This is a genomic window from Magnetococcales bacterium (assembly GCA_015231175.1).
Taxonomy (GTDB): domain Bacteria; phylum Pseudomonadota; class Magnetococcia; order Magnetococcales; family DC0425bin3; genus HA3dbin3.
The window spans coordinates 24,205-43,246 of record JADGBZ010000021.1 but is presented as its reverse complement, the minus strand read 5'-3'; the positions used below and the strand labels follow the sequence as shown (position 1 = coordinate 43,246).

General features: G+C 56.6%; 14 protein-coding genes. 1 reads left to right on the top strand and 13 read right to left on the bottom strand.

The features are described from left to right. Positions 1 to 272: 272 nt before the first annotated feature. The 4 genes from HQL63_06820 to HQL63_06805 all read right to left on the bottom strand — a co-directional run bounded on the left by HQL63_06820 (position 273) and on the right by HQL63_06805 (position 7,338). Entirely contained in the window at positions 273 to 1,919 is a 1,647-nt protein-coding gene (locus HQL63_06820; protein MBF0176545.1) for a DUF3365 domain-containing protein, read from the bottom strand. A 132-nt stretch (positions 1,920 to 2,051) separates the two neighbouring features. Further along, a complete protein-coding gene (locus tag HQL63_06815) occupies positions 2,052 to 3,299 on the bottom strand; it encodes a hypothetical protein (GenBank protein ID MBF0176544.1) in 1,248 nt (415 codons plus the stop codon). Positions 3,300 to 3,995: 696 nt separating this feature from the next. Further along, positions 3,996 to 5,423: a dihydrolipoyl dehydrogenase gene (gene lpdA / locus HQL63_06810; protein ID MBF0176543.1), complete on the bottom strand. Its 1,428-nt coding sequence runs from the start codon at positions 5,421 to 5,423 to the stop codon at positions 3,996 to 3,998. Between the two features lie 160 nt (positions 5,424 to 5,583). Further along, complete coding sequence (locus HQL63_06805) at positions 5,584 to 7,338, bottom strand: DUF3369 domain-containing protein (protein ID MBF0176542.1); 1,755 nt, start codon at positions 7,336 to 7,338, stop codon at positions 5,584 to 5,586. Between the two features lie 154 nt (positions 7,339 to 7,492). Here HQL63_06805 and HQL63_06800 point away from each other — a divergent pair, with 154 nt between their 5' ends. After that, the gene (locus tag HQL63_06800) at positions 7,493 to 8,299 is read left to right on the top strand and encodes a hypothetical protein (GenBank protein MBF0176541.1); all 807 of its coding nucleotides are present in this window, start codon (positions 7,493 to 7,495) and stop codon (positions 8,297 to 8,299) included. 2 nt (positions 8,300 to 8,301) lie between these two features. On the opposite strand, the gene HQL63_06795 is transcribed toward HQL63_06800, so the two are convergent. The 9 genes from HQL63_06795 to HQL63_06755 all read right to left on the bottom strand — a co-directional run bounded on the left by HQL63_06795 (position 8,302) and on the right by HQL63_06755 (position 18,969). Next, positions 8,302 to 8,535 carry a hypothetical protein gene (locus HQL63_06795; GenBank protein MBF0176540.1) on the bottom strand — a complete coding sequence of 78 codons (234 nt, stop codon included), beginning with the start codon at positions 8,533 to 8,535 and terminating at the stop codon, positions 8,302 to 8,304. A gap of 1 nt (position 8,536) precedes the next feature. Next, the gene (gene amrB / locus HQL63_06790) at positions 8,537 to 10,756 is read right to left on the bottom strand and encodes an AmmeMemoRadiSam system protein B (GenBank protein MBF0176539.1); all 2,220 of its coding nucleotides are present in this window, start codon (positions 10,754 to 10,756) and stop codon (positions 8,537 to 8,539) included. A gap of 316 nt (positions 10,757 to 11,072) precedes the next feature. Next, complete coding sequence (phaC, locus tag HQL63_06785; protein MBF0176538.1) at positions 11,073 to 12,140, bottom strand: class III poly(R)-hydroxyalkanoic acid synthase subunit PhaC; 1,068 nt, start codon at positions 12,138 to 12,140, stop codon at positions 11,073 to 11,075. A gap of 3 nt (positions 12,141 to 12,143) precedes the next feature. Further along, positions 12,144 to 13,220 (bottom strand): class III poly(R)-hydroxyalkanoic acid synthase subunit PhaE, encoded by a 1,077-nt coding sequence (phaE, locus tag HQL63_06780; protein MBF0176537.1) that lies wholly within the window; start codon positions 13,218 to 13,220, stop codon positions 12,144 to 12,146. Between the two features lie 150 nt (positions 13,221 to 13,370). Beyond that, on the bottom strand, positions 13,371 to 13,733 hold the full coding sequence (locus HQL63_06775) for a phasin family protein (protein ID MBF0176536.1): 363 nt from the start codon (positions 13,731 to 13,733) through the stop codon (positions 13,371 to 13,373). Between the two features lie 184 nt (positions 13,734 to 13,917). After that, positions 13,918 to 14,520 carry a polyhydroxyalkanoate synthesis repressor PhaR gene (phaR, locus tag HQL63_06770; GenBank protein MBF0176535.1) on the bottom strand — a complete coding sequence of 201 codons (603 nt, stop codon included), beginning with the start codon at positions 14,518 to 14,520 and terminating at the stop codon, positions 13,918 to 13,920. A 142-nt stretch (positions 14,521 to 14,662) separates the two neighbouring features. Next, the gene (gene phbB / locus HQL63_06765) at positions 14,663 to 15,409 is read right to left on the bottom strand and encodes an acetoacetyl-CoA reductase (GenBank protein MBF0176534.1); all 747 of its coding nucleotides are present in this window, start codon (positions 15,407 to 15,409) and stop codon (positions 14,663 to 14,665) included. Positions 15,410 to 15,890: 481 nt separating this feature from the next. Beyond that, positions 15,891 to 17,951, bottom strand: coding sequence for a CHASE2 domain-containing protein (locus HQL63_06760; protein ID MBF0176533.1), 2,061 nt, complete (start codon positions 17,949 to 17,951; stop codon positions 15,891 to 15,893). A gap of 61 nt (positions 17,952 to 18,012) precedes the next feature. Continuing rightward, positions 18,013 to 18,969, bottom strand: coding sequence for a hypothetical protein (locus HQL63_06755; protein ID MBF0176532.1), 957 nt, complete (start codon positions 18,967 to 18,969; stop codon positions 18,013 to 18,015). Positions 18,970 to 19,042: the final 73 nt, after the last annotated feature.

The window sequence follows — 19,042 nt, the reverse complement described above, 5'->3', positions numbered from 1 at the left end:
GTCCAGGACAGAGTCCTGGTGGGGTTCGGGGCGAAGCCCTGACCAAGGCTTTCATGTCCGAGTTTTTCTTGCATGAAACGGAGTCTTGGTGGGGTTCGGGGCGAAGCCCTGACCAAGGCTTTCATGTCCGAGTCTTTCTTGCATGAAACGGAGTCTTGGTGGGGTTCGGGGCGAAGCCCTGACCGAGACTTTCATGTCCAGGCTTTTCTTGCAAGGGCGGTGAATGGTTGGTGCAGCCCGGTCTACTCGACCGAAAAAATTTGACCCGTCACTCAAGGGCAGTGGCTGGACATCTCCTTCAGGGCCGCATCAACCTGCCTGGCTTCCTGGAGCAGTTGGTCCGCCAGGAGTTGGGCGCCATCCAGGGAGTTGCTGCGGGTCAGGGTATCCAATTCCGTGGCCAAGCGGCTGAAACGCAAAGCGCCTAGTTGGTGGCTGGGACTTTTCAAGGGGTGTGTTGCCCAATGCACGGCCTGGGTATCACCGGTTTGCATACCCACTTCAATAGCCTGAACCCTCTCTGGCAAGGTTTCCAGAAAAAGTTGGACCACTTCGTGGACAACTTCAGTGCCCAGTTCGCCACACAACGTGCGAAAAGTGCGTTGATCGATGGTTGGTTCACTGCCTTGTTGCGTGCCATCGATGAGACCAGAAGAGACGGCTTCTGGTGCTGCCGCACGCCAGTCGGGTAACCAACGATCCAGCAACTCCAATAAATCCTGACGGCATACCGGCTTGGCCAGATAGTCATCCATGCCGGCCCTCTGGCACTTCTCCTGGTCGCCAGTCAGCGAAAAAGCCGTAACGGCAACAACGGGCGTATGCTTTTTTTCTGTCCCCTCACGTTTGCGCAACTCCTGAGACGCTGTGAAACCGTCCATGATCGGCATTTGACAATCCATGAGAACCAAGTCGTAGTCGGCGACAGCCAGATGGTCCAAAGCCTCCTGGCCATTTTGGACCGTATCCGGAAAAACGCCGACACCCTGGAGCAACGCCTCAAGCATGCGCCGATTCAGGGGGTCATCCTCGACCAGCAGAATCTTGGCCTTGCCCAACGCAGAGCGGGGATCCGACGACAGTGCCAAAGAGTCCCGAACAGGGGGAACTCTTGTGCCCGTGTGCAAAGGGTCCGGGAAGGAACGTCTACTCGCAAGAGGTTCCGGCGGGATTTGGGGTGTGAGCGCATCCTCGTTGCCGGATAACAGCATGGCCTCATACTCGACCTGGATGCGGCGCAGGTGCAACAGGTGGTTTCTGACCCTGTTCAGGAACCACAGCGTGGATCCGGTCAAGAGAATCCACACGCCAAGATGCAGCAAGATAAGATTTTTGGTTTGTTCCTGAACGCCTTCCAGAATAGTCTGGGCCGGAAAGGTGACGCTGATCCCACCACGCAATTCACCCTCCTCGTACCCCTGTTGTGCATGACATTTTAGACACTCGCGACGTGTGTACAGAGGGGCCATGAAGCGATACACGTCTTTTCCCTCGTCCCGGACGAGTTCCAGGTACTCCTCGGCCCCCTGTGCAAAGGTTCGCAAGGCCATGGCCTCCCATGGGGAGGCGCTGTTGGCGGGCCGCAAAGGTTGCAAACTGGTGATGTGCAGAACCATGGACTGCCTCTCCTTGGCAATTTCCGCGATCTGCCGGGTCATGTAGGCCGGATTGATCATGGTCAATGACTTTCCGGATAGAGTCTGAACGTCCCGCTCAGGCACCTTCAAATAGGGGTTGGGAGGGGTCGCTTCCGTTACTGGAACGTAGACGCCCCCGTGACGGGCGTTCCAGACGCGCGCCGTCTCCAATACCTGAAAGGCAAACCACCCCCTCTCCCGCGCCAAAGCCATGGCCTGCCGGTTCAGGCCTATGGCACTCCACAGCAGGGAGAGCCCGGCGACCAGAGACCATGCCAACACCGGCCAGACCCAAAACCTCCGGGAAAGTAGAATTTTCCTCAGCTTTGATGGCGTTTGCCCCATCCCCCATCCCTTGATTTCACACGAAGCCTGTCGTGGTATGGCCGGGGCAATCTTGCCGGTTCCCGGCGATCAAAAATTTTCAAATTCATCATCGGAATTTTTTTCCTTGCTCATATCCAGATTGACGGAGGATCCCGATGTTTGAACCCTGGCTTTGGCTTTTTCCTGCACGGTTGCTTTTTTCCGTGGCGGGGGAAGGAGGGCACGGGCTTTGGGTGTTTTTCCGACTGTCGAAGGTGTCGAGGCCGTCCGGTGGGGCGTCGTGGATGCCTTGGATGTACCCTGCTGCCCCAGATGGAAAAAGCTGATCGCCTCCTGCAAGGTCTCGGAGAGGCTGGAAAGGCCATGGGCCGTTGACGCAATCTCTTCCGAGGCGCTGGCGTTTTGTTGAATGACCTGATCCAACTGCTGGATGGCACTATTGATCTGTTCGGCCCCCTGGGATTGTTCTGTGGATGCAGAGGTAATCTCTTGCACCAGCTCGGCTGTCCGTTTGATGTCGGGAACCAGTTTTTCCAGAAGAGCGCCTGCCTTTTCCGCTACGCTGACACTTGATGCGGAGAGATGGCCGATCTCTCCGGCAGCAGCTTGGCTGCGCTCGGCGAGTTTGCGCACCTCTGCTGCCACCACGGCAAACCCCTTGCCGTGCTCCCCCGCCCGGGCTGCCTCGATGGCGGCATTCAAGGCCAATAAGTTGGTCTGGCGCGCGATCTCCTCGATGATGGAAATCTTCTCGGCAATTTGCTTCATCGCCCTGACCGATTCTTGCACCGCCAGCCCACCCTCTTCGGCGTCCTTGGCCGCCTTTTGGGATATTTTCTCTGTTTGTTGTGCATTTTCAGTGTTTTGTTGAATATTGGAAGCCATCTCCTCCATGGCCGCAGAGGTCTCCTCGATGGAGGCCGCTTGACGGGTGGCTCCTTCGGAAACTTCCTGGGAGGTGGTGTTCACACTATGGCTGCTGGAGAGCACCTCGCGGGTGGTGTTTTGCACCTGACCGACGGTCTCTCTGAGGCGGGCCACCATGATTCCGGTCGCGGTCACGGTTCGCCCGATATCGTCCGTGCTGGAGGAGGCGGGAACTTGCACGGTGAGATCTCCCTGGGAGACCCGGCCCAGCAGATTTTCGATCATCCGCACCGGTTCCATGGCCAACCGCTTGATCAACATGAAAATGATGGCGCCGATCAGGAGCATGGAAGCCAGAGCCAGCCCAATGATCTGCGTCAGGGCATCCCGGACTGAACTCTGCATGGGCGCAAGCTCGGCGATGATCTCGAATGCGCCACGCTGCTCCCCATTGTGCCAACCCTCCATCTTGATGCCCAAAGGATCGTATCCCTTGCCTTCCGGATAGTCGGAGTCGACGCCATGGCACACGAGACACTCCTTTTTCAGGACGACTGGCCGCATATAGCGGATCGCATTGATTTCAGAATCCTCCATCCACAATTCCTGCAAATCTTCCTTGGCCATTTTTTCGATCATCGTGCGTTCGATCGGTTTGGCCTCGTTGTCCGGGTTGCGTGCCCCGATACGGGTGACCCGGAATTGATGGTGAGCGGATTTGGCCTTCTCCTGGCCGATGGTCCAACCGGCTACGATGGGAATGGTTTGGTAGAATCGCGTCTTGCGGGCCGCCTGAATGATCTCCTTCTGGTCCCGGGCACCGCTCTTCTTGACTTCGTCCTGCGCCTCTTTCAAAAGTACGGGATCGTAAGCTTTGTCGGAGCCCAGTTTGGCTATGTAGTTCCGAGCGCTTTCCGCCTGAACGGTGATGCTGCGCGCCTGTTGGATCAAGGCTTCCTTGGCATCCTGTTCGATGCGGTTCTTGACGACAGCGATCACCAGGATAAACCCGAGGGTGATGATCAAGAGGGCTGAAATGATGATCTTTGTGCCGAAATTCATGTTCTTGACATAACGCATTGGCTTCTCCTGTGTGTGCCATTCGACAAACAGGGCTGGTCACGAACTTCTTCCCCGGCTTCTGGGGAGGGGGCGTGCAGCACCTCATGATGGTGGTTGATTCCGCCGGGGTGCGTGGTAATGCGGGCTGTGGCCAAAAAAGACTTCGGCGGCCTCCATCACGGTTTCCGAAAGGGTGGGATGGGGATGGATGGTTGTGGCCAAATCCTCGACGACGGCGCCCATTTCAATGGCCAATACCCCTTCGGCGATCAACTCTCCCGCACCGCGTCCCACCAAACCGACACCCAGAATACGTTCATCTTCAGGGTTGACGATCAGCTTGGTCAAACCATCGGGCTGTTCCAGGGTTTGCGCCCGGCCCGAAGCACCCCAGGGAAAACGGACTGCCTTGAAGGGTATCTTGCGCTCCACGGCAATTGTTTCGGTCAAGCCGGCCCAGGCCAGCTCGGGGTCGGTATAGCAGACAGCCGGAATGGCGTGTGGCGCGAAACGGGCTTTTTTGCCAGCGATCACTTCTACAGCCACACGGGCTTCATGAGCTGCCTTGTGGGCCAACATGGGGCCTCCCACCAGGTCGCCGATGGCCCATATTTTCGGGTCGGCGGTCCGCATTTGGTCGTTGACCTGAACAAATCCCCGTTCCATCTTGACAGAAGTTTTCTCCAACCCCAGATCCTCGGAGTTGGGGCGGCGACCAATGGCCATCAGGACGCGATGGTAACTGGCCTCACGACGCTCTCCCCGGGCATCTTCCAAGGTGGCATGCACCAGCCCGTCCCTGTCGACAAGGGCCGTGACCCGGGTTTGCAGCATGACCTCGTGGCACTGGGGCTGGAGACGCTTCAAAACAACCCGAACCAGATCCCGGTCCGCCCCCGGCAGCAGGCCGGATGTCATCTCCACAATACTGACCCGGCTGCCCAGGGCTGCATAGACACTGCCCAGCTCCAGGCCGATGACGCCGCCACCAATGATCAGCAAGGTGGGTGGAATCTCCTCCAGGGCCAGAGCTGCCGTCGAGTCCATCACCCGGGGTGAGTCGATCTGCAAACCTGGGATCCAGGCCGGTCGCGACCCCGTCGCCAAAATGCAGTGGTCGAACGGAACCGGAAACAAGTCACCCGCCTGACGTTGCACAACCAGGCTCCCTGGAGCGTCAAAGCGAGCGCACCCCTGAATGAAGGCTACCCCGCGCCGCCGACACAAATCGCCCAACGCCCCCGTCAACCGCATCACGACGCTCTGCTTCCAGGAGCGAAGACGATCCAGGTCGATCTCCGGTTGGCCGAATCGCACCCCCATCATTTCGGCGTGACGCGCTTCCCAAAGGATCTGGGTGACGTGCAGCAGCGCCTTGCTGGGGATGCACCCCCGGTAGAGACAGACCCCGCCCGGATTGGCATCCATATCGATCAGGGTTGTGGCAAAACCGAGATCGGCAGCGCGAAATGCCGCTGCATATCCCCCCGGCCCACCACCGATGACCACCACTTTTTCAGGATTGATCATGCCAGCTCCTTTGATTCGAATGCCGTCGGACGGTCATCCCACACACGGTACTGTTTCTCGTCTGCCAGGCGGCGTTGCCACGACCGCAGGATACGCCTGCCCTGCTGCCGACGATGCAGGAGATGTTGATGCAGACCCATGAAGAGTCCAAGGGGTCTCCTTACCCCTTCAGGGCATCCTGTATTTCCAGAAATTCGTCAAGATGACCGAGAAAGAGATCGACAAGCTGGGGGGCAAAGTGGCTGCCGCGTTCCTGCTGCAAAAGTTCGACGATTTTTTCCAGTGGCCAAGCCTTCTTGTAGCATCTTTCATGGTACAGGGCATCAAAAACATCAATCAAACCCGTGATCCGGGCAAAAACATGAATGTTCTCTCCCCGCAACTGCTCCGGATAACCCGTGCCGTCCCATTTTTCGTGGTGCTGGTAGGCGATGATGGCGCCGGTCTGCAAAATAGGACGTTGTGAATTATTCAATATCTGTCGGCCAATCGTGGTGTGGGTCTGCATGATCTTCCACTCGTCCGGATCCAGCTTTCCCGGTTTTTTCAAAATACTGTCGGGTATGCCGATCTTGCCAAGGTCATGCATGGGAGAGGAGAGCCAAAGAAGCTCGACATCCTCGGCGTCGAGACCTGCCAGCATGCCGAGGAGTCTTGAACTCTCCGCAACCCGGCGAACGTGATGGCCGGCCTCGTTGGAGCGTACTTCGATCACCTCGCCAAGGGTGAAGGTGACATCCTTTTGGGTGTTGACAATCTCCCGATTCAACCCAAGATTTTCAAATGCAAAAGCGATATTGGCCGAAAAGGTCTTCAGAAGATCCCGGTCAAGATCCTCCAAAGGACGGCCAGCGTCGAGGTAAAACACATTTTCCAGATTTCCCCGGCTGACGTACTTGGCCAGGAAGTCGGAATGACCGAAAAACTCCTCTTTCAGGCTCGTGTTTTTTTGCAGGTCAGCCATGGTCTTTTCGGGCAGAACCCTGTCAAGGATTTTGCCAATATGCCCCTCAAAGGATCCCACGGCGGCATAGACCTCATAGTCGGTGTATTCCCGAATGGCAAACAGAGCGGAAGCACCCCCCTGAGGTTTGTCCTCGCCCCCATGGACCAACGTCTGAACCTGTCGGAGGATGCTGTTGGCCAGCCGGCCCAGGGATCGCGCCTCGAACAGGTCGCCGGTGCCATGTACGATGGCGGCAAGACCCCGGCGCGTGTTGTCGATGGTGCGCAGGTCACGGTAGGAACGCAGCGCGGTGGTGATCGAAGTGATCAACCGTTGTGTGGTCAGTCGAACTTTGTCTTTATAATCATTGATGTCGTACTCCTGGATCACCTGCTGTTCCGGAGCTTGCCCCGGTTGGCCGGTGCGCAGGATGATACGAACGAGGTGGTTCTGCAAAACGTTCCGGATGTGACGCACGGCATGCAACCCGGCTTCATCGCTTTCCATTACCACGTCCAGGAGGATGACCGCCACATCCGGATGCTGTTGCATCAGCGCCTTGGCATCCTCCGCCGAGTAGCCGCTGATCAGCTCGATTTTCTTGTTGGCAAAAGAAAAATCCCGCAGCACCAGCCGGGTCAGGGAATGGATCTCCTCGTCATCGTCAACGACCAGAACTTTCCAGGGTTGCTCGACGTGGCTGACGCAGGCCAAGTCAAGGCCTCCCGTTCCTTTGCAGCTCTCTTCGGCAAAGAACAAATCAGATGCCAACATGTCAGGCGTCATCCCCACGTCGATGCCATAACGATACCTCTCCCCAAGGATGTCCTTATGGCACAATGTTGCAAATATTTCCAGGAGATTTGCTGGAATATCCAGAAAATCCAGAAACCTGTTTGATTTTGCCGAAGATGTGATCTTCTCCTCCAGGACAACGTCCTGGAGGGGTTCGAGGCGACTCCCTGACACAGGCTTTCATGTCCAATCTTTTCTTGAAAGGGTGCCGAACAGTGATAAGATTTTTTCCATTTTACGTCAGAGCATAAATGTTTTACCCTTAGAAGAGGGGAGTGGTTTCCCGGATTCTCCTCAGGTGCGCACTCCAGTGGATTTTGAATCTTTTATGCCGAATTCTCAAGAGTCTGAACTCAACAAGGTCGCTGATCAGCTTGTCGCCATCCGTCATGGTGCCATGCATGATGACTTGGGCTTGCAGAGGCACAAACGCCGGGCAGAGGCTGCCATGGCTGAACATCCAGCCAAAGCCCACAACATTCTTGGCACGATCGCCACCATTCGCCGGGACGAAGGGGCCATGCGCAATCACTTTCGCCTGGCAAGATTGAACGATCCCTGGGATCCGGCGGTACGGGTCAACCACGTTGCATCCCTTCAGGATTTTGGATGTCTTTCGGAGGCTGCCGAGGTGGCCATCAAGAATTGCGAGGATTTGCCACGCAATCCAGAGTTGCTCTGTCAGGTGGTGGAGTCCTGCGTTTTCGCCGGTCGACTCCAGTATGCTGCTCAGCGTTTGACCATCCTGGAAAAATTTAAACTTCTCCACGCTGTCTCCGGCATGGAAAGCCTCCTCCGTTGCAGTCAATTTTTGGCTGAACGAGGCGTTGGGGATCAGGAAGTGGAGTCCCTGCAAAATCAGGCGACGGCTCTCCTGCGCAAGGTTGGTGTGCCGATCCCCCAGGTGCGGATCGCCCTGGAAAGCGAGGCCAGCGCCTTGCCCCCGCATGATCGCTGGGTCTCCTTCTCTCTGATCGTCCCCCTGGTCGCTGCCGAGGTTGAGCCATTGCAACAAAAATTGCACCGCCACTTGCTGCGCTCTCCCTCTCCCAAGGAGACATCCAAATGGGTCAAGGTGGGGTACATGACCCGGGAACAGTCCGCCGAAATGACAGAAGAGGCCCCTTCCGGCTGACATCAAGCCGACTTTTCCGGACGCCGTCCTTGGCGTTCATTCCACAATGCGGTGGCCTTCTCCGCCGCATGGGCACGGAGTTCGTCTTGACAGGCCGGGCCCTGGGCACGACACCCCCGACACACCACTGTGGCGTGCCACATGCTGGCCGCAGGGTCGTCGTTGGCAGGATTCCCGTAACAGTACTTTGTTCTCAGATTTTCCTGACCGGCGCCACACCATGGACAGGGTTCCATTTCAACGACTCTTCACCGGTGATGCGGTGTCGGAAGTTGGCTTTGTCAACGTGTTGGGCGGCGCTTTCTTGTCGGATGCGGTGAAGGATGGACGCGACGTTGGCGAGGCCGGAGGCGGCGTCTGCGACGAGACTGCCGGCGCTTCCCTCGTCGTTGGTATGGGAAGCACCGCCGGCTCCTCTGTCGTTGGTACCGAAAGCGTTGCCGGCATCCCCGTCGTTGGTACCGGTGGCACCGCCGGCATTCCCGTCGTCGGTACCGAAAGCGTTGCCGGCATCCCCGTCGTTGGTACCGGCAGCACCGCCGGCATCCCCGTCGTTGGTACTGGGAGCGCCGCCGGGGAGGATGTCGTCGGTACTGGGAGCGCCGCCGGGGAGGATGTCGTCGGAACTGGGAGCGCCGCCGGGGAGGATGTCGTGGCCAACTCCGCAGGGACGGCCTGAGACGGTGTAACAACCGATGTGGCGGGCGCCATGACAGGGGTGACTTGCAAGGGTGCTCCAGATTTTTCCGGGGATGCCAACGATGCAGAGGAAGGCGGCCCGGAAGAAGAGGATTGGGGCGGGGTCACTGGCGTTCCCGGAGGCGGGGCAGAGGATGGCGAAACAATGGACTCCTGCATGGTTTGAGTGGTAAAGACCTCAAGTTTGGCGTTTTCTTTCCACGCATCTTCGGGCAGACCGGCCTTGCGGGACAGGTTGGCGAGTGTGGTATCCCGATCCCATTTTTGTTCGATGGGAACCACCGGCAGAAAAACTGCCTGACGACCGTTTTTGCTCAAAACGATGCCATGATGGCCCAACTCAATCTCATCCGGTGCGGTGATGGGGCGCAAAGGGCCCAGAACGCTGACCTCCAGGGAAAGCTGGTCCAACTCTTCCGGGACGACCGGCCTGAAGCGGGAGTCCATCAAGGCAGCCCCCACGGTATTTTCCATAACCGCCTGATAGAGAGGTTTCACCGGCAGAACATGGCCGATGCAACCACGCAATTCACCCTCCTTCTTCAGGGTCACGAAGGCGCCTGAAATACGTTGGATCCGATTGGAAAGGGTCATGTTGCGTAAAATGTCCTGAGCCTCCAGGGTGCCGTCACGCTGGACAACGGCTCGATGCAGAGTGGCACGGGCAATTTGCAGAAGCCTGGACATCTCTTCCGGGGGCAGAAGCACTGAAGCTTCCAGCTCGGCCAAGGGGAGGGGACGGGTAAAGGCCATGGCAGTATAACTGACCGAATTGGTGAAATCATGCGTCATGTTGCCGCTGGTATCGTATTGCAGCAGAGTGGGCGTGGTGCCTTCGCCCAGCATGTGGAGCAGAATGGCCATAGGCAGTAAACCACAGGCTGTGATTTGCGTCCTTTGCTTGTAGTTGAGCAGGCCCGGACCATCGAGGCGGAGGATATGGTCAATGGCGCCCTGGTCCAACTCCCGAATACGATCCGGCAATTGGGCATCGTTGGGAAAGGGGTGAAAGTCGTAATTGGAGCCGAAGTGGGTAAAATCCGTGGAGACCACGACCAACGTGCTGTCATCGGCAAGAGGGCGCAACAACTCAGCGATCTGGGCAACGCCATGGGCATCCAGGTTGCCGACGAGAATGGGAACCATCTGCCAGGCACCAGACAGCGCCCTTTGCAGGAAAGGAAGCACAATCTCAATGCTGTGCTCGGCCTGGTGCGCCGTTGCCAACGTGCGGAATTGTGGATTGCTGCGCAGCATGGCGATGGCCTGGAGATCCAGTGGAATATTTCCCAGTGGGGTTGCAAAGTGTGTCACGTCCGGAATGGAAACACCCTGAAAAGCCATCCGGTGCGAAGGCCCCAAAACGATGACCCGCCGCAAAGGGCGACCACGCACCAGCTTGAACGCCGCCGCCGCAGTTGCCCCGCTGTAACGGTACCCGGCATGGGGAGCGATCAGGGCCCGAATGGCCCCCTTCCCGTCTGGATGGGGCGGGTTGGCATGGTCCATGGCCTGGTCCAGATAGGCGGCCAACTCTTCAGCTCTCCCCGGATACCAGGCACCAGCCACGGCGGCAGGCCGAATGCGCGTGGCCATCTCCCCGGGCAATGGGCTTGCCGATGCGTGCGCATTGTTCATGGAGTCCGCCTCCTGTTGCAAACGTTCCCGCAAAATATACAACCCCGCCGTGGCGCCAAGCACGATCAGGAGCATGATGGAAAGATATTTGCGCAACACTTTTTCACCCCGCCGGATCATCGAGACGAACCATACGGCCCGTCCAAAAAGGTTTCTCCCTCCGCCCATGATACCCCATCGACAGGGGTGGGTCAGCCGGGTGATTGGACCCAGGGTTGCGACACTTGTCAAGAGTGTTGTGCTGAGATGTCCGAAGAAAAAGCCGCAAAATGACAACCTGCCGCGACAAGGTCAGAGTGGTGACAGGAAGCGGAGACCCAAAAGGATAGGGGGGATGAACCGAAACGGTTCGTCCCCCCCTTTATTGGCGGGCTATCTCATGGTGTGGGTGCCGCCAATCCCTTGATGGAAAAGATGCAGGCCTCCCGGGCCCATCTCATCCCTTCTCTTTGACCCACTTTGCGATACCGGAGGGAACTTCCTTCTGGGCGCGGGCACTGACATAGATGCCGATATGACCTCCTTTGAAGGACATTTCGGAATAATCCCGGCTCTTGGCCAACTTGCCGAGGATCGTCGATCCGACCGGCGGAACCAAATGGTCGAGGGCAGCATAGACGTTAAGAATGGGCATGGTCAGGTTGGCCAGATCCACCTTGCGATCACCGATCTGCACCTCGCCTTTGATGAGGGCGTTGCGCTGATACATGTCGCGCACAAACTGCCGCACCGTCTCGCCTGGTTGATCTGGACTGTCGTTGATCCAATGTTCCATCCGCAAGAAATTCTCCAGCTTGGTCGCATCATCCATGAGCTCGACCATGTCCAGATACTTCTTCACGCCCAACTGCATGGGTTGCATGCTCTGGAAGGTGGTGTTCAGGATGGAACCAGGAAGGTTGCCCAGGGCGTCAATCATCAAATCCACATCCAGGCTCTCCACCCAGGTATGCAGACGATCCTGCGGGGCGTGGAAATCAATGGGGGTGACCATGAGCACCAGGTTCTTGACCAGATGCGGGTGCAAGGCACAGAAACAGGTGGTCAGGGTTCCGCCTTGGCAGATGCCAAGCACATTGATGCTGGTCATGTTGTGCCGGCGACAAATCTCCTCGGCACAATTTTTGATGTAACCGTTGATGTAATCTTCCATCTTGAGGAAGCGGTCACCCGGATCGGGGTAGCCCCAGTCGATCAGGTAGACATCCAACCCGGCCTCCAGCAGACCCTTGATGGTGGATCGATCATCTTGCAGGTCAGCCATGTAGGGGCGGTTGACCAGAGCGTAAACGATCATCACTGGGACGGGGTGAGGCTTCTCCACCTTGGATTTAAAGCGGTAGAGGACAAGCTTGTCCTCCTGATAGACAGCTTCTTTCTCGGTCACACCGGGTTTGGTGCTCTTCACCTCCCCAAGGGTCTTGAAGCCTTGGGAGAGCTTTTTGTTGAACTCCGTCATCTCCTTGACGGCGTTTTCGGGCGTGATCTGGATCGGGAAGTTCATGCCTTACTCTCCTTTTCCCTGGGGTTTCTTGGCGGCTGCGGCTGCGGCGGCTGCTTTGTTGCCTTTCAACTCTGCCACTTCCTGCTTCAGGGACTCGATTTCGCCCCGCAGGCGATTCAGATCGGCGGCCACATCCACCTTGGCTACGGTTCCCAGACGATCTTCCATTTGGCGGAAGCGCCGCTTCAATTCGATCACACGCTTGTGGGTGGTATTCAACTCACGGCGGCTGGGCAGATTCATGGACTCCATCCGGTCATCCATGATGGATTGCCCCTGGATTTTCAGACGCATCAAGGCGTGCACCATATTGGCGTTGGCGTCACGGTACTCCTTGGTGTTGGTCATGTCGGCATAGGCGCTGTCGGCAGCATCAACCCACACGCTGAAAAGATCTTTCAGGGTCTCGATCTTCTCGTTCTTCTCGGCCATGCTCAGGAGCCGCGCCTTCAGTTTGTCCAAAGCTGCCGGACCAACCTTGCCAAGATGAGCCATGTACTGCTCCATGGCATCCTGGAACTGGAGGCCCATCAAAGCCCACTCTTTGTACTTCTGCTGCACATCCGGGTTCGGGCCTATCGCCGGCAGGCCTATCACCTTCTCCAATTGCTCCCTGGCCATCTTCGTGCCAGCGAAAAGGTTCGGTCCCATAAGGTTCTGAAAAGGATTTTCAGGCAACTGCAAGGCCGTCGATGCCAAGCGGTTCCAGGCTTCCATGGATTGACCCAGGTAGCCCATCATCCCCTCGCCAAGGGCCTTGCCGCCCAGGGGGGCAGTGAACAGGCCTTTCAATTGGTCGATGGTCTTGTCCAGGGCCTCTTTCCAGTTGCCACCCGCACTCTGCATCTCACGCAGTTGCGAAAACCCCTTGAAAAACATCTCGGCGAACCGGATATAGTTTTCGTTGGAGGACATCAGGCCACGCATGATGTCATTTCCTGGCATGCCACCGCTCATGAAGGGAGGAAGAATCTTCTGCCACCGCTCCAGGCCCTCTTTCCACATCCGGAGGCCCATATCTCCGGTGGGCAAGCCACCACCTGTCCACGTCTGGTTCAACGCATCCATCCAAGCGGTCATGGACTTCTTCTGCATCTCCGTCCATGTCTCCATCCAGTCCGTGGGAAAAACGCCTCGTTCCGCCATCATCATCCTCCATGGGATCTTGATTTCAGGTGAGCCGACGGCATCCCCCCCTGAGCGGTTCCGCCGGCCTGCACCATCACTCTGTTATTTTTTTTCCACGGCTTCTTTCGTCTTGTTCAAAATGGCCTGGAGGTTGGACTCCATCATGGCGTTGAGCTCATTCCGGCTGGTCATGAGAAGATCCATGGTCTGCCGGGCATGCTCCAGCATACGGTCATTCAGCTCCTTGGCCATGTCGGCCTGCTTGCTGACCACCTGGCTCAAATCGCGGGTCTCACCCAGGGCCTTCAACTGGCGAATGCCGCTGCTCATGAAATCACCAACCGCATCCAGCTGACGTTGCGCCAGCTGCTGGACAGTCCGATCATTGATCTCCTGCAAACGGATCATCGAGTCCAGTACGGTCTTCGTCATTTCATTGACCTGCTCCACAACCTTCTTGTCCATTTTCAATCCTCCCAGCTCAGGTGATGGCGATTATGCGCCGCAACATGTTGCGATGCATAATACATAGCCCATCACCAGCTGTCAACCTGTTTTTTTGCACTGCGAAAAAAATTCCGTGAAAACCACTTGCGCATACAACACCATGCTTTTTCAGCATGTTACAACAAAATAGACAACCCACAACTCAGGCAACCTTCCCTGACTTTGCTTTTTTTTGCACCGCATCATCCTTGCCATCCTCCCCTCCCGTGCCCACCAGTTCAACCGGCGACGAGACGCCCGGTTCCCTGGTTTGCACGCCCTCTCCCGGGGACCACATATCCAGGGGAGAGTGGATTCCCCGCTGCCACTCCTGCCACAGGGTCAGGTTTTTTTCGGCCATCTCGGTCAAGGTGGAGATGATGGAGGCGCCAGGGTTGACAGGATTAAGCAGCGGCTGGGTCAGTTTTGCACTCAACGCACCCTGCTGCTCCAGGAAAAAAGAAAAACTGCGTTCGATGAACCGGCTGAAATCAACTTGCAGATTGTTTCCGTAGAGCCGGATGATCATGAGGAGAAGTTCGGTACCAAAAATCGGCACCCCTTTCTCTTCCTCCTCCGCAAGCACCTGCAACAAGATGGCCCGTGTGATGTCGCGCCCATCCTTGGCGTCGATCACCTGAAACGGCACACCCTGCACAACCAGCTTTCGCACGCCATCCAGGGTCAGGAAACTGGAGGTCTCCTGGTCATAAAGACGGCGGTTGGGATACTTTTTGATCAGACGGGAGTGTGATTTTTCGTTCATCGCCTTCGGGGGAGAAAAAAGTCTCTCCACGACCACTCTGGGACAGTCAAGGCTCTGCGCCCCTGTTCATGGCAGTCACATCTACCTGGCTGGCGAGGAGATCCTACGACCCGGTTCTCCTCGCCAGAAGGTCAGGGAGATATCAGAAGCAGGTGTACTGGGCGCCGTTGACGGGAATCATGGCGCCGTTGACAAAGCCGGAACGCTCGTCAGCCAGGAAGCGCACCGTCCAGGCAATCTCTTCCGGGGTGGCCATGCGACCGGCTGGAATCTGGGCGATGATCGATTTCAGAATCTTCTCGTCGATGGCCATGACCATGGGGGTTCCGGTATAGCCGGGAGCGACGGAGTTGACCGTCACGTTGTTGCGCGCCACTTCCTGGGCCAAGGACATGGTAAAGCCGTGGATACCCGACTTGGCGGCAGAATAGTTGGCCTGACCAAATTGGCCCTTCTGACCGTTCATGGAAGAAATGTTGATGATGCGGCCATATTTCCGCTCCAACATCCCTTCCACCACCTGGCGCGTCATGTTGAAGACGCTGTTCAGGTTGGTGTTGATCACCATGTCCCAGTTTTCTTTCTTCATCTTCTTCATGGTGGCATCCCGGGTGATACCGGCATTGTTCACCAGGACATCAACGGGGCCAAGCTTGGCCTGCACGTCGGCAATAAACTTGCCACAAGCTTCGAAATCGGTCACATCCACTTCAAACAACTCAACGGAGACGCCATCTTTCTGGCGGGCTTCCTTCCACTGGGGCAACTTGTCCTTTTCAAAGGGGATGTAGTTGCCCGCAACCTTGAAACCTGCCTTGGCCAACTCGGTCACAATGGCGGTACCAATGCCACCAACGGCCCCCGTTACCAGCGCCACTCTCTGTGTCATCGTTCCTTACTCCTTGCAATGTTTAAGATTCCTACTCAATCCAGCGCATGCCATATCTCCATCGTGCAACGAGGAGCCTCCGCCGGTTACCGCTTTTTTACATCAACCCATATGGATCATGAAACCCCTTCTCGCCCCGGAGTGACGACTCACCCGGGTCAATGGACCAGCCAAACCGCCCAATGATAAAGCGACAAGCACGCCGCCGGCCAAGGTCGAGCTGCCGGCGGTACGAAACACGCATCTCTGCTCATCCATGAGGTTCCACAACAGGAGGGAGATCCTGACCTGAAACGACGCTGCCCGCATGCGCCTGGCTTGGCCTCGCTTGGTTCAGGGGAGAAAAGCACGCCCGGGCACATCGGATCGCAAGCGGGGCGACGCTCTCTCGGGGGCACACTAATGGGATCCCCGCCCAAAGGCAATGAAAAATTTTGCCGATCTGTTACCGGCTTGTCACGATGCCTCCACCGATGGCTGTTCACCCTTTCGATGTGAATTGAAACACCCCATCCCAATCAGTGGGTGGGGGGTTCTTCAAGTATTCCTGACAACGTTCCCGGTAGGTCAGGGATGGACCATCGTCGGGCATGATGGCCAGGGCCTTGGCAAACTCCTCCAAGGCACCGGCAAAGTTGCCAGACTGATATCTTTCCAGGCCCTTGTTGTACTCGGCGACACAATCCGCCAGTTGTCCGGTGACCTCCCCTTTGCGGTCAAGAAGCTGGTAAATCCCGATCGGTTCCTTTTTGCCCACCACCCGCACCACATCCAGGTGTCGGGCATCGACAAACGCTTCGGCCTGCTTGTGGGTGAATTGGGAAAGCATGGTATAAGTCGAGTAAAATTTGTTCGCCCCTTCCAATCGGGCCGCCAGATTGACGGCATCGCCCATGATGGTATAGTCCATGCGCTGCGCCGATCCCATGTTGCCCACCACCATGGGTCCACTGTTCAGGCCAATGCGCACCTTCATGGGGGGACGCCCCTCTCCGGCCAAACGTGCCCGCATCTCCACCATGTGCTTTTGCATATCAATGCTGGCCAGACAGGCAAGCCGGGCATGATCCGGCTGGTCCAAAGGAGCGCCCCAAAAGGCGATGATGGCATCACCCTCAAACTTGTCCACGGTACCATCGTAATGCGCGATGATGTCGCACATGGCCGTGAGATATTCGTTGAGGAGTTGCACCAGCTCCTGGGGGGTCAATTTTTCGGAGATGGTGGAAAAGCCGGCGACATCAGAAAAGAAAGCCGTCATCTCCCGTTGCTCGCCACCCAGGGAAAGTTTGCTGGGATCCTTGACCAGAATATCGACAACCTTCGGCGAAAGATATTGACCAAAGGCGCTCTTGATCATGGTCTTCTGGCCACGTTCCAGCAAAAATGCCCGCAGGTTGATGACCAGAAAACCCAGCAATCCGGCCACAAGAATGTAGGACATGGCGAGAACCAGATCGTAATAAACATACTGTACCGCCGCCAGGGCAATAAACCCGGAAAAGAGAACCAGAGAGGCCATCCACCGTATGGCCGGGTGTTGGAACTGCCCTGCCAGCAACAGGCCCAACATGAAAGTCAAAGTGGAGAGCACCTCCACGGGAAACGAGGCCGGTTGCAAAGATGCACCCTTCAGCAGGGTATCGATGGTGTTGGCAACAATTTCAACCCCATAAACGGTCCCGACCGGGGTATCGAACCAGTCGTGGGACACCTCCGAAATATCTCCGACCACGACAATCTTGTCTTTGACGAAATAGGCCAACTCCTCGGTATCCTGGTTGGTGAGATCCAAAAACTCCAACGCCGAGTGCCCCTTGTTCGGAATTTGACTTAAATATTTGATGCCCGGAAGAAGGCGCGGAAAGTCAATAAAAAAGCTGTTGAAGTGATCCAAAGAAATGGAAAGTGCGTCCCCAATTTTAAGAATGCGGCCCTCCAGGCGTGGCTCCGCCCCCAGGTATAGGGCAACCGCCTGGACCGCCAAGGGCCACCCATCCTTGAGTTGCGCCACCTCGGGAAAGATGCGAAACCGGCTCATGCTTGTACTGAGACTGCTGAAAGAGCTGATGTTGGTGTATCCACTTCGCGTGACATTCCGGATCACCTCCGTGGGATAATTGAGCTTTTTGCTCTCGCCTGCCACATGAACCTGCGAGACCACCAGCACGTTGCCCGTTTCCTGGAGAATTTTGGCTGTCGGTTCATCCTCACCATAGGAGCTTGGAAAGTCCAGCAACACGTCGAGGGCCACCACCTTGGCACCCAATTGACGGAGATTGGCGGCAATCTTGGCAATGTCCGTCCTCCGCAGAGGAAAGCTTTTGTATTCGCGGAAAAAGGCCTCGTCCGTGTTGACCAGGACAACATCGCTGCCCGGGTTGACCAACTTGGGGTTGCCATAAGTCATGCGGAGAATATGTCTGAACGAGAGGGTTTGATCTTCCAATAACGAAAAAATTTCAAAATATCCCGCAGGGATGGCCAGGACAAAAAAGACAACAGTCAAGAAGATGTCATATCTTGCCAGCAGCTTCTTCATCTTGGACATCCCTCACGGTCAATTCGAGGCACACACCCGGCGGCTGCGCCAGTAACAAGGATCAGGGCTTGCCGATCTGGCTGTTGTATTTTTTTACTTCGGCCTTTTTCATCTCCCCGAGCTGTAAATCCTGTAGGGTCTTGATCAAAAAGGGACGGAAATCATTGTCGTCGTCATGGGCGGCGAGATATTTCTGGTAGGTCTCCATGGCAGCCACGGTCAATCCATGCTTCTCCAGGATGCTGGCCAGGGTGAAGAAATTGCCGGGATATTTTTTCTCGCTGGCAGCGATCTCCCCCTTCAGGGTCTCTTCCTCGGCAGGGGACATCCAGGTCAAAGTTCCCGGCTTTTCTTCATGGCTAACTGTCATGCCGCCTTTTTGCAGGGCAACATGGTAGGTGTGCCGACCCGGGGTCAAACCCGAAACCTTGTGGCGCACAACGGATTCTTGGGTGGCTGGAACCGTGAATCGCTGTCCATCGATCGTGAGTTCATAGGTGTAGTCCGGGCCCTTGCCCTCCCAGACCAGATCAGGGTGCATCGCGGAGAGGGTCACCTCCTTGGCGACATCAACACCCTCGACTCCGGCACTCTTGTCGACTGAACGACGCACGACTGTATAACGCTCGGCCTTGGCGAAACGATTCTTGATGCCACTCATCAGGTCGTTCTCGCCGGTTTTGCCTTCCCCCAATCCTTGACCGCTCACCAGCTCGGCGCCCGTGGCGCTCACCTTGATGACCGTATGGGCGCCCAACTCCTGTTCAACTCCGGAAACCTGATGGATCAACCGGCCCGAACCACCCTCTCCGGAACGGATCTGGGTTCCTTCAAAAAGCATCTTGTTCTGATTGACCTTGAACCATTTTTCTCCATCCTTGCTGTATTCAACATGCCCGGCGACCTGCATCAACATCATGACCGGTTCACCTTTGGCCATGGCCGAACCATGAAACCCCACTACCAGGAGGGCAGCAAACAATGGAATGCCCAAATATTTGATTTGTATTTTTTGCATCTCACTTACCTCGCTTGGCTGCATCAAGACTTTTGGCTGTTTCGAGGAAGTATACACCACTTCGGGCAGCGTC

Coding starts and splice junctions, on each gene's coding strand:
- HQL63_06815 (MBF0176544.1), bottom strand. CDS start 3,299: ATGGAGGGTTGGCACAATGGGGAGCAGCGTGGCGCATTCGAGATCATC.
- lpdA (MBF0176543.1), bottom strand. CDS start 5,423: ATGATCAATCCTGAAAAAGTGGTGGTCATCGGTGGTGGGCCGGGGGGA.
- HQL63_06800 (MBF0176541.1), top strand. CDS start 7,493: ATGCCGAATTCTCAAGAGTCTGAACTCAACAAGGTCGCTGATCAGCTT.
- HQL63_06795 (MBF0176540.1), bottom strand. CDS start 8,535: ATGGAACCCTGTCCATGGTGTGGCGCCGGTCAGGAAAATCTGAGAACA.
- amrB (MBF0176539.1), bottom strand. CDS start 10,756: ATGATCCGGCGGGGTGAAAAAGTGTTGCGCAAATATCTTTCCATCATG.
- phaC (MBF0176538.1), bottom strand. CDS start 12,140: ATGAACTTCCCGATCCAGATCACGCCCGAAAACGCCGTCAAGGAGATG.
- phaE (MBF0176537.1), bottom strand. CDS start 13,220: ATGACCGCTTGGATGGATGCGTTGAACCAGACGTGGACAGGTGGTGGC.
- HQL63_06775 (MBF0176536.1), bottom strand. CDS start 13,733: ATGGACAAGAAGGTTGTGGAGCAGGTCAATGAAATGACGAAGACCGTA.
- phaR (MBF0176535.1), bottom strand. CDS start 14,520: ATGAACGAAAAATCACACTCCCGTCTGATCAAAAAGTATCCCAACCGC.
- phbB (MBF0176534.1), bottom strand. CDS start 15,409: ATGACACAGAGAGTGGCGCTGGTAACGGGGGCCGTTGGTGGCATTGGT.
- HQL63_06760 (MBF0176533.1), bottom strand. CDS start 17,951: ATGAAGAAGCTGCTGGCAAGATATGACATCTTCTTGACTGTTGTCTTT.
- HQL63_06755 (MBF0176532.1), bottom strand. CDS start 18,969: ATGCAAAAAATACAAATCAAATATTTGGGCATTCCATTGTTTGCTGCC.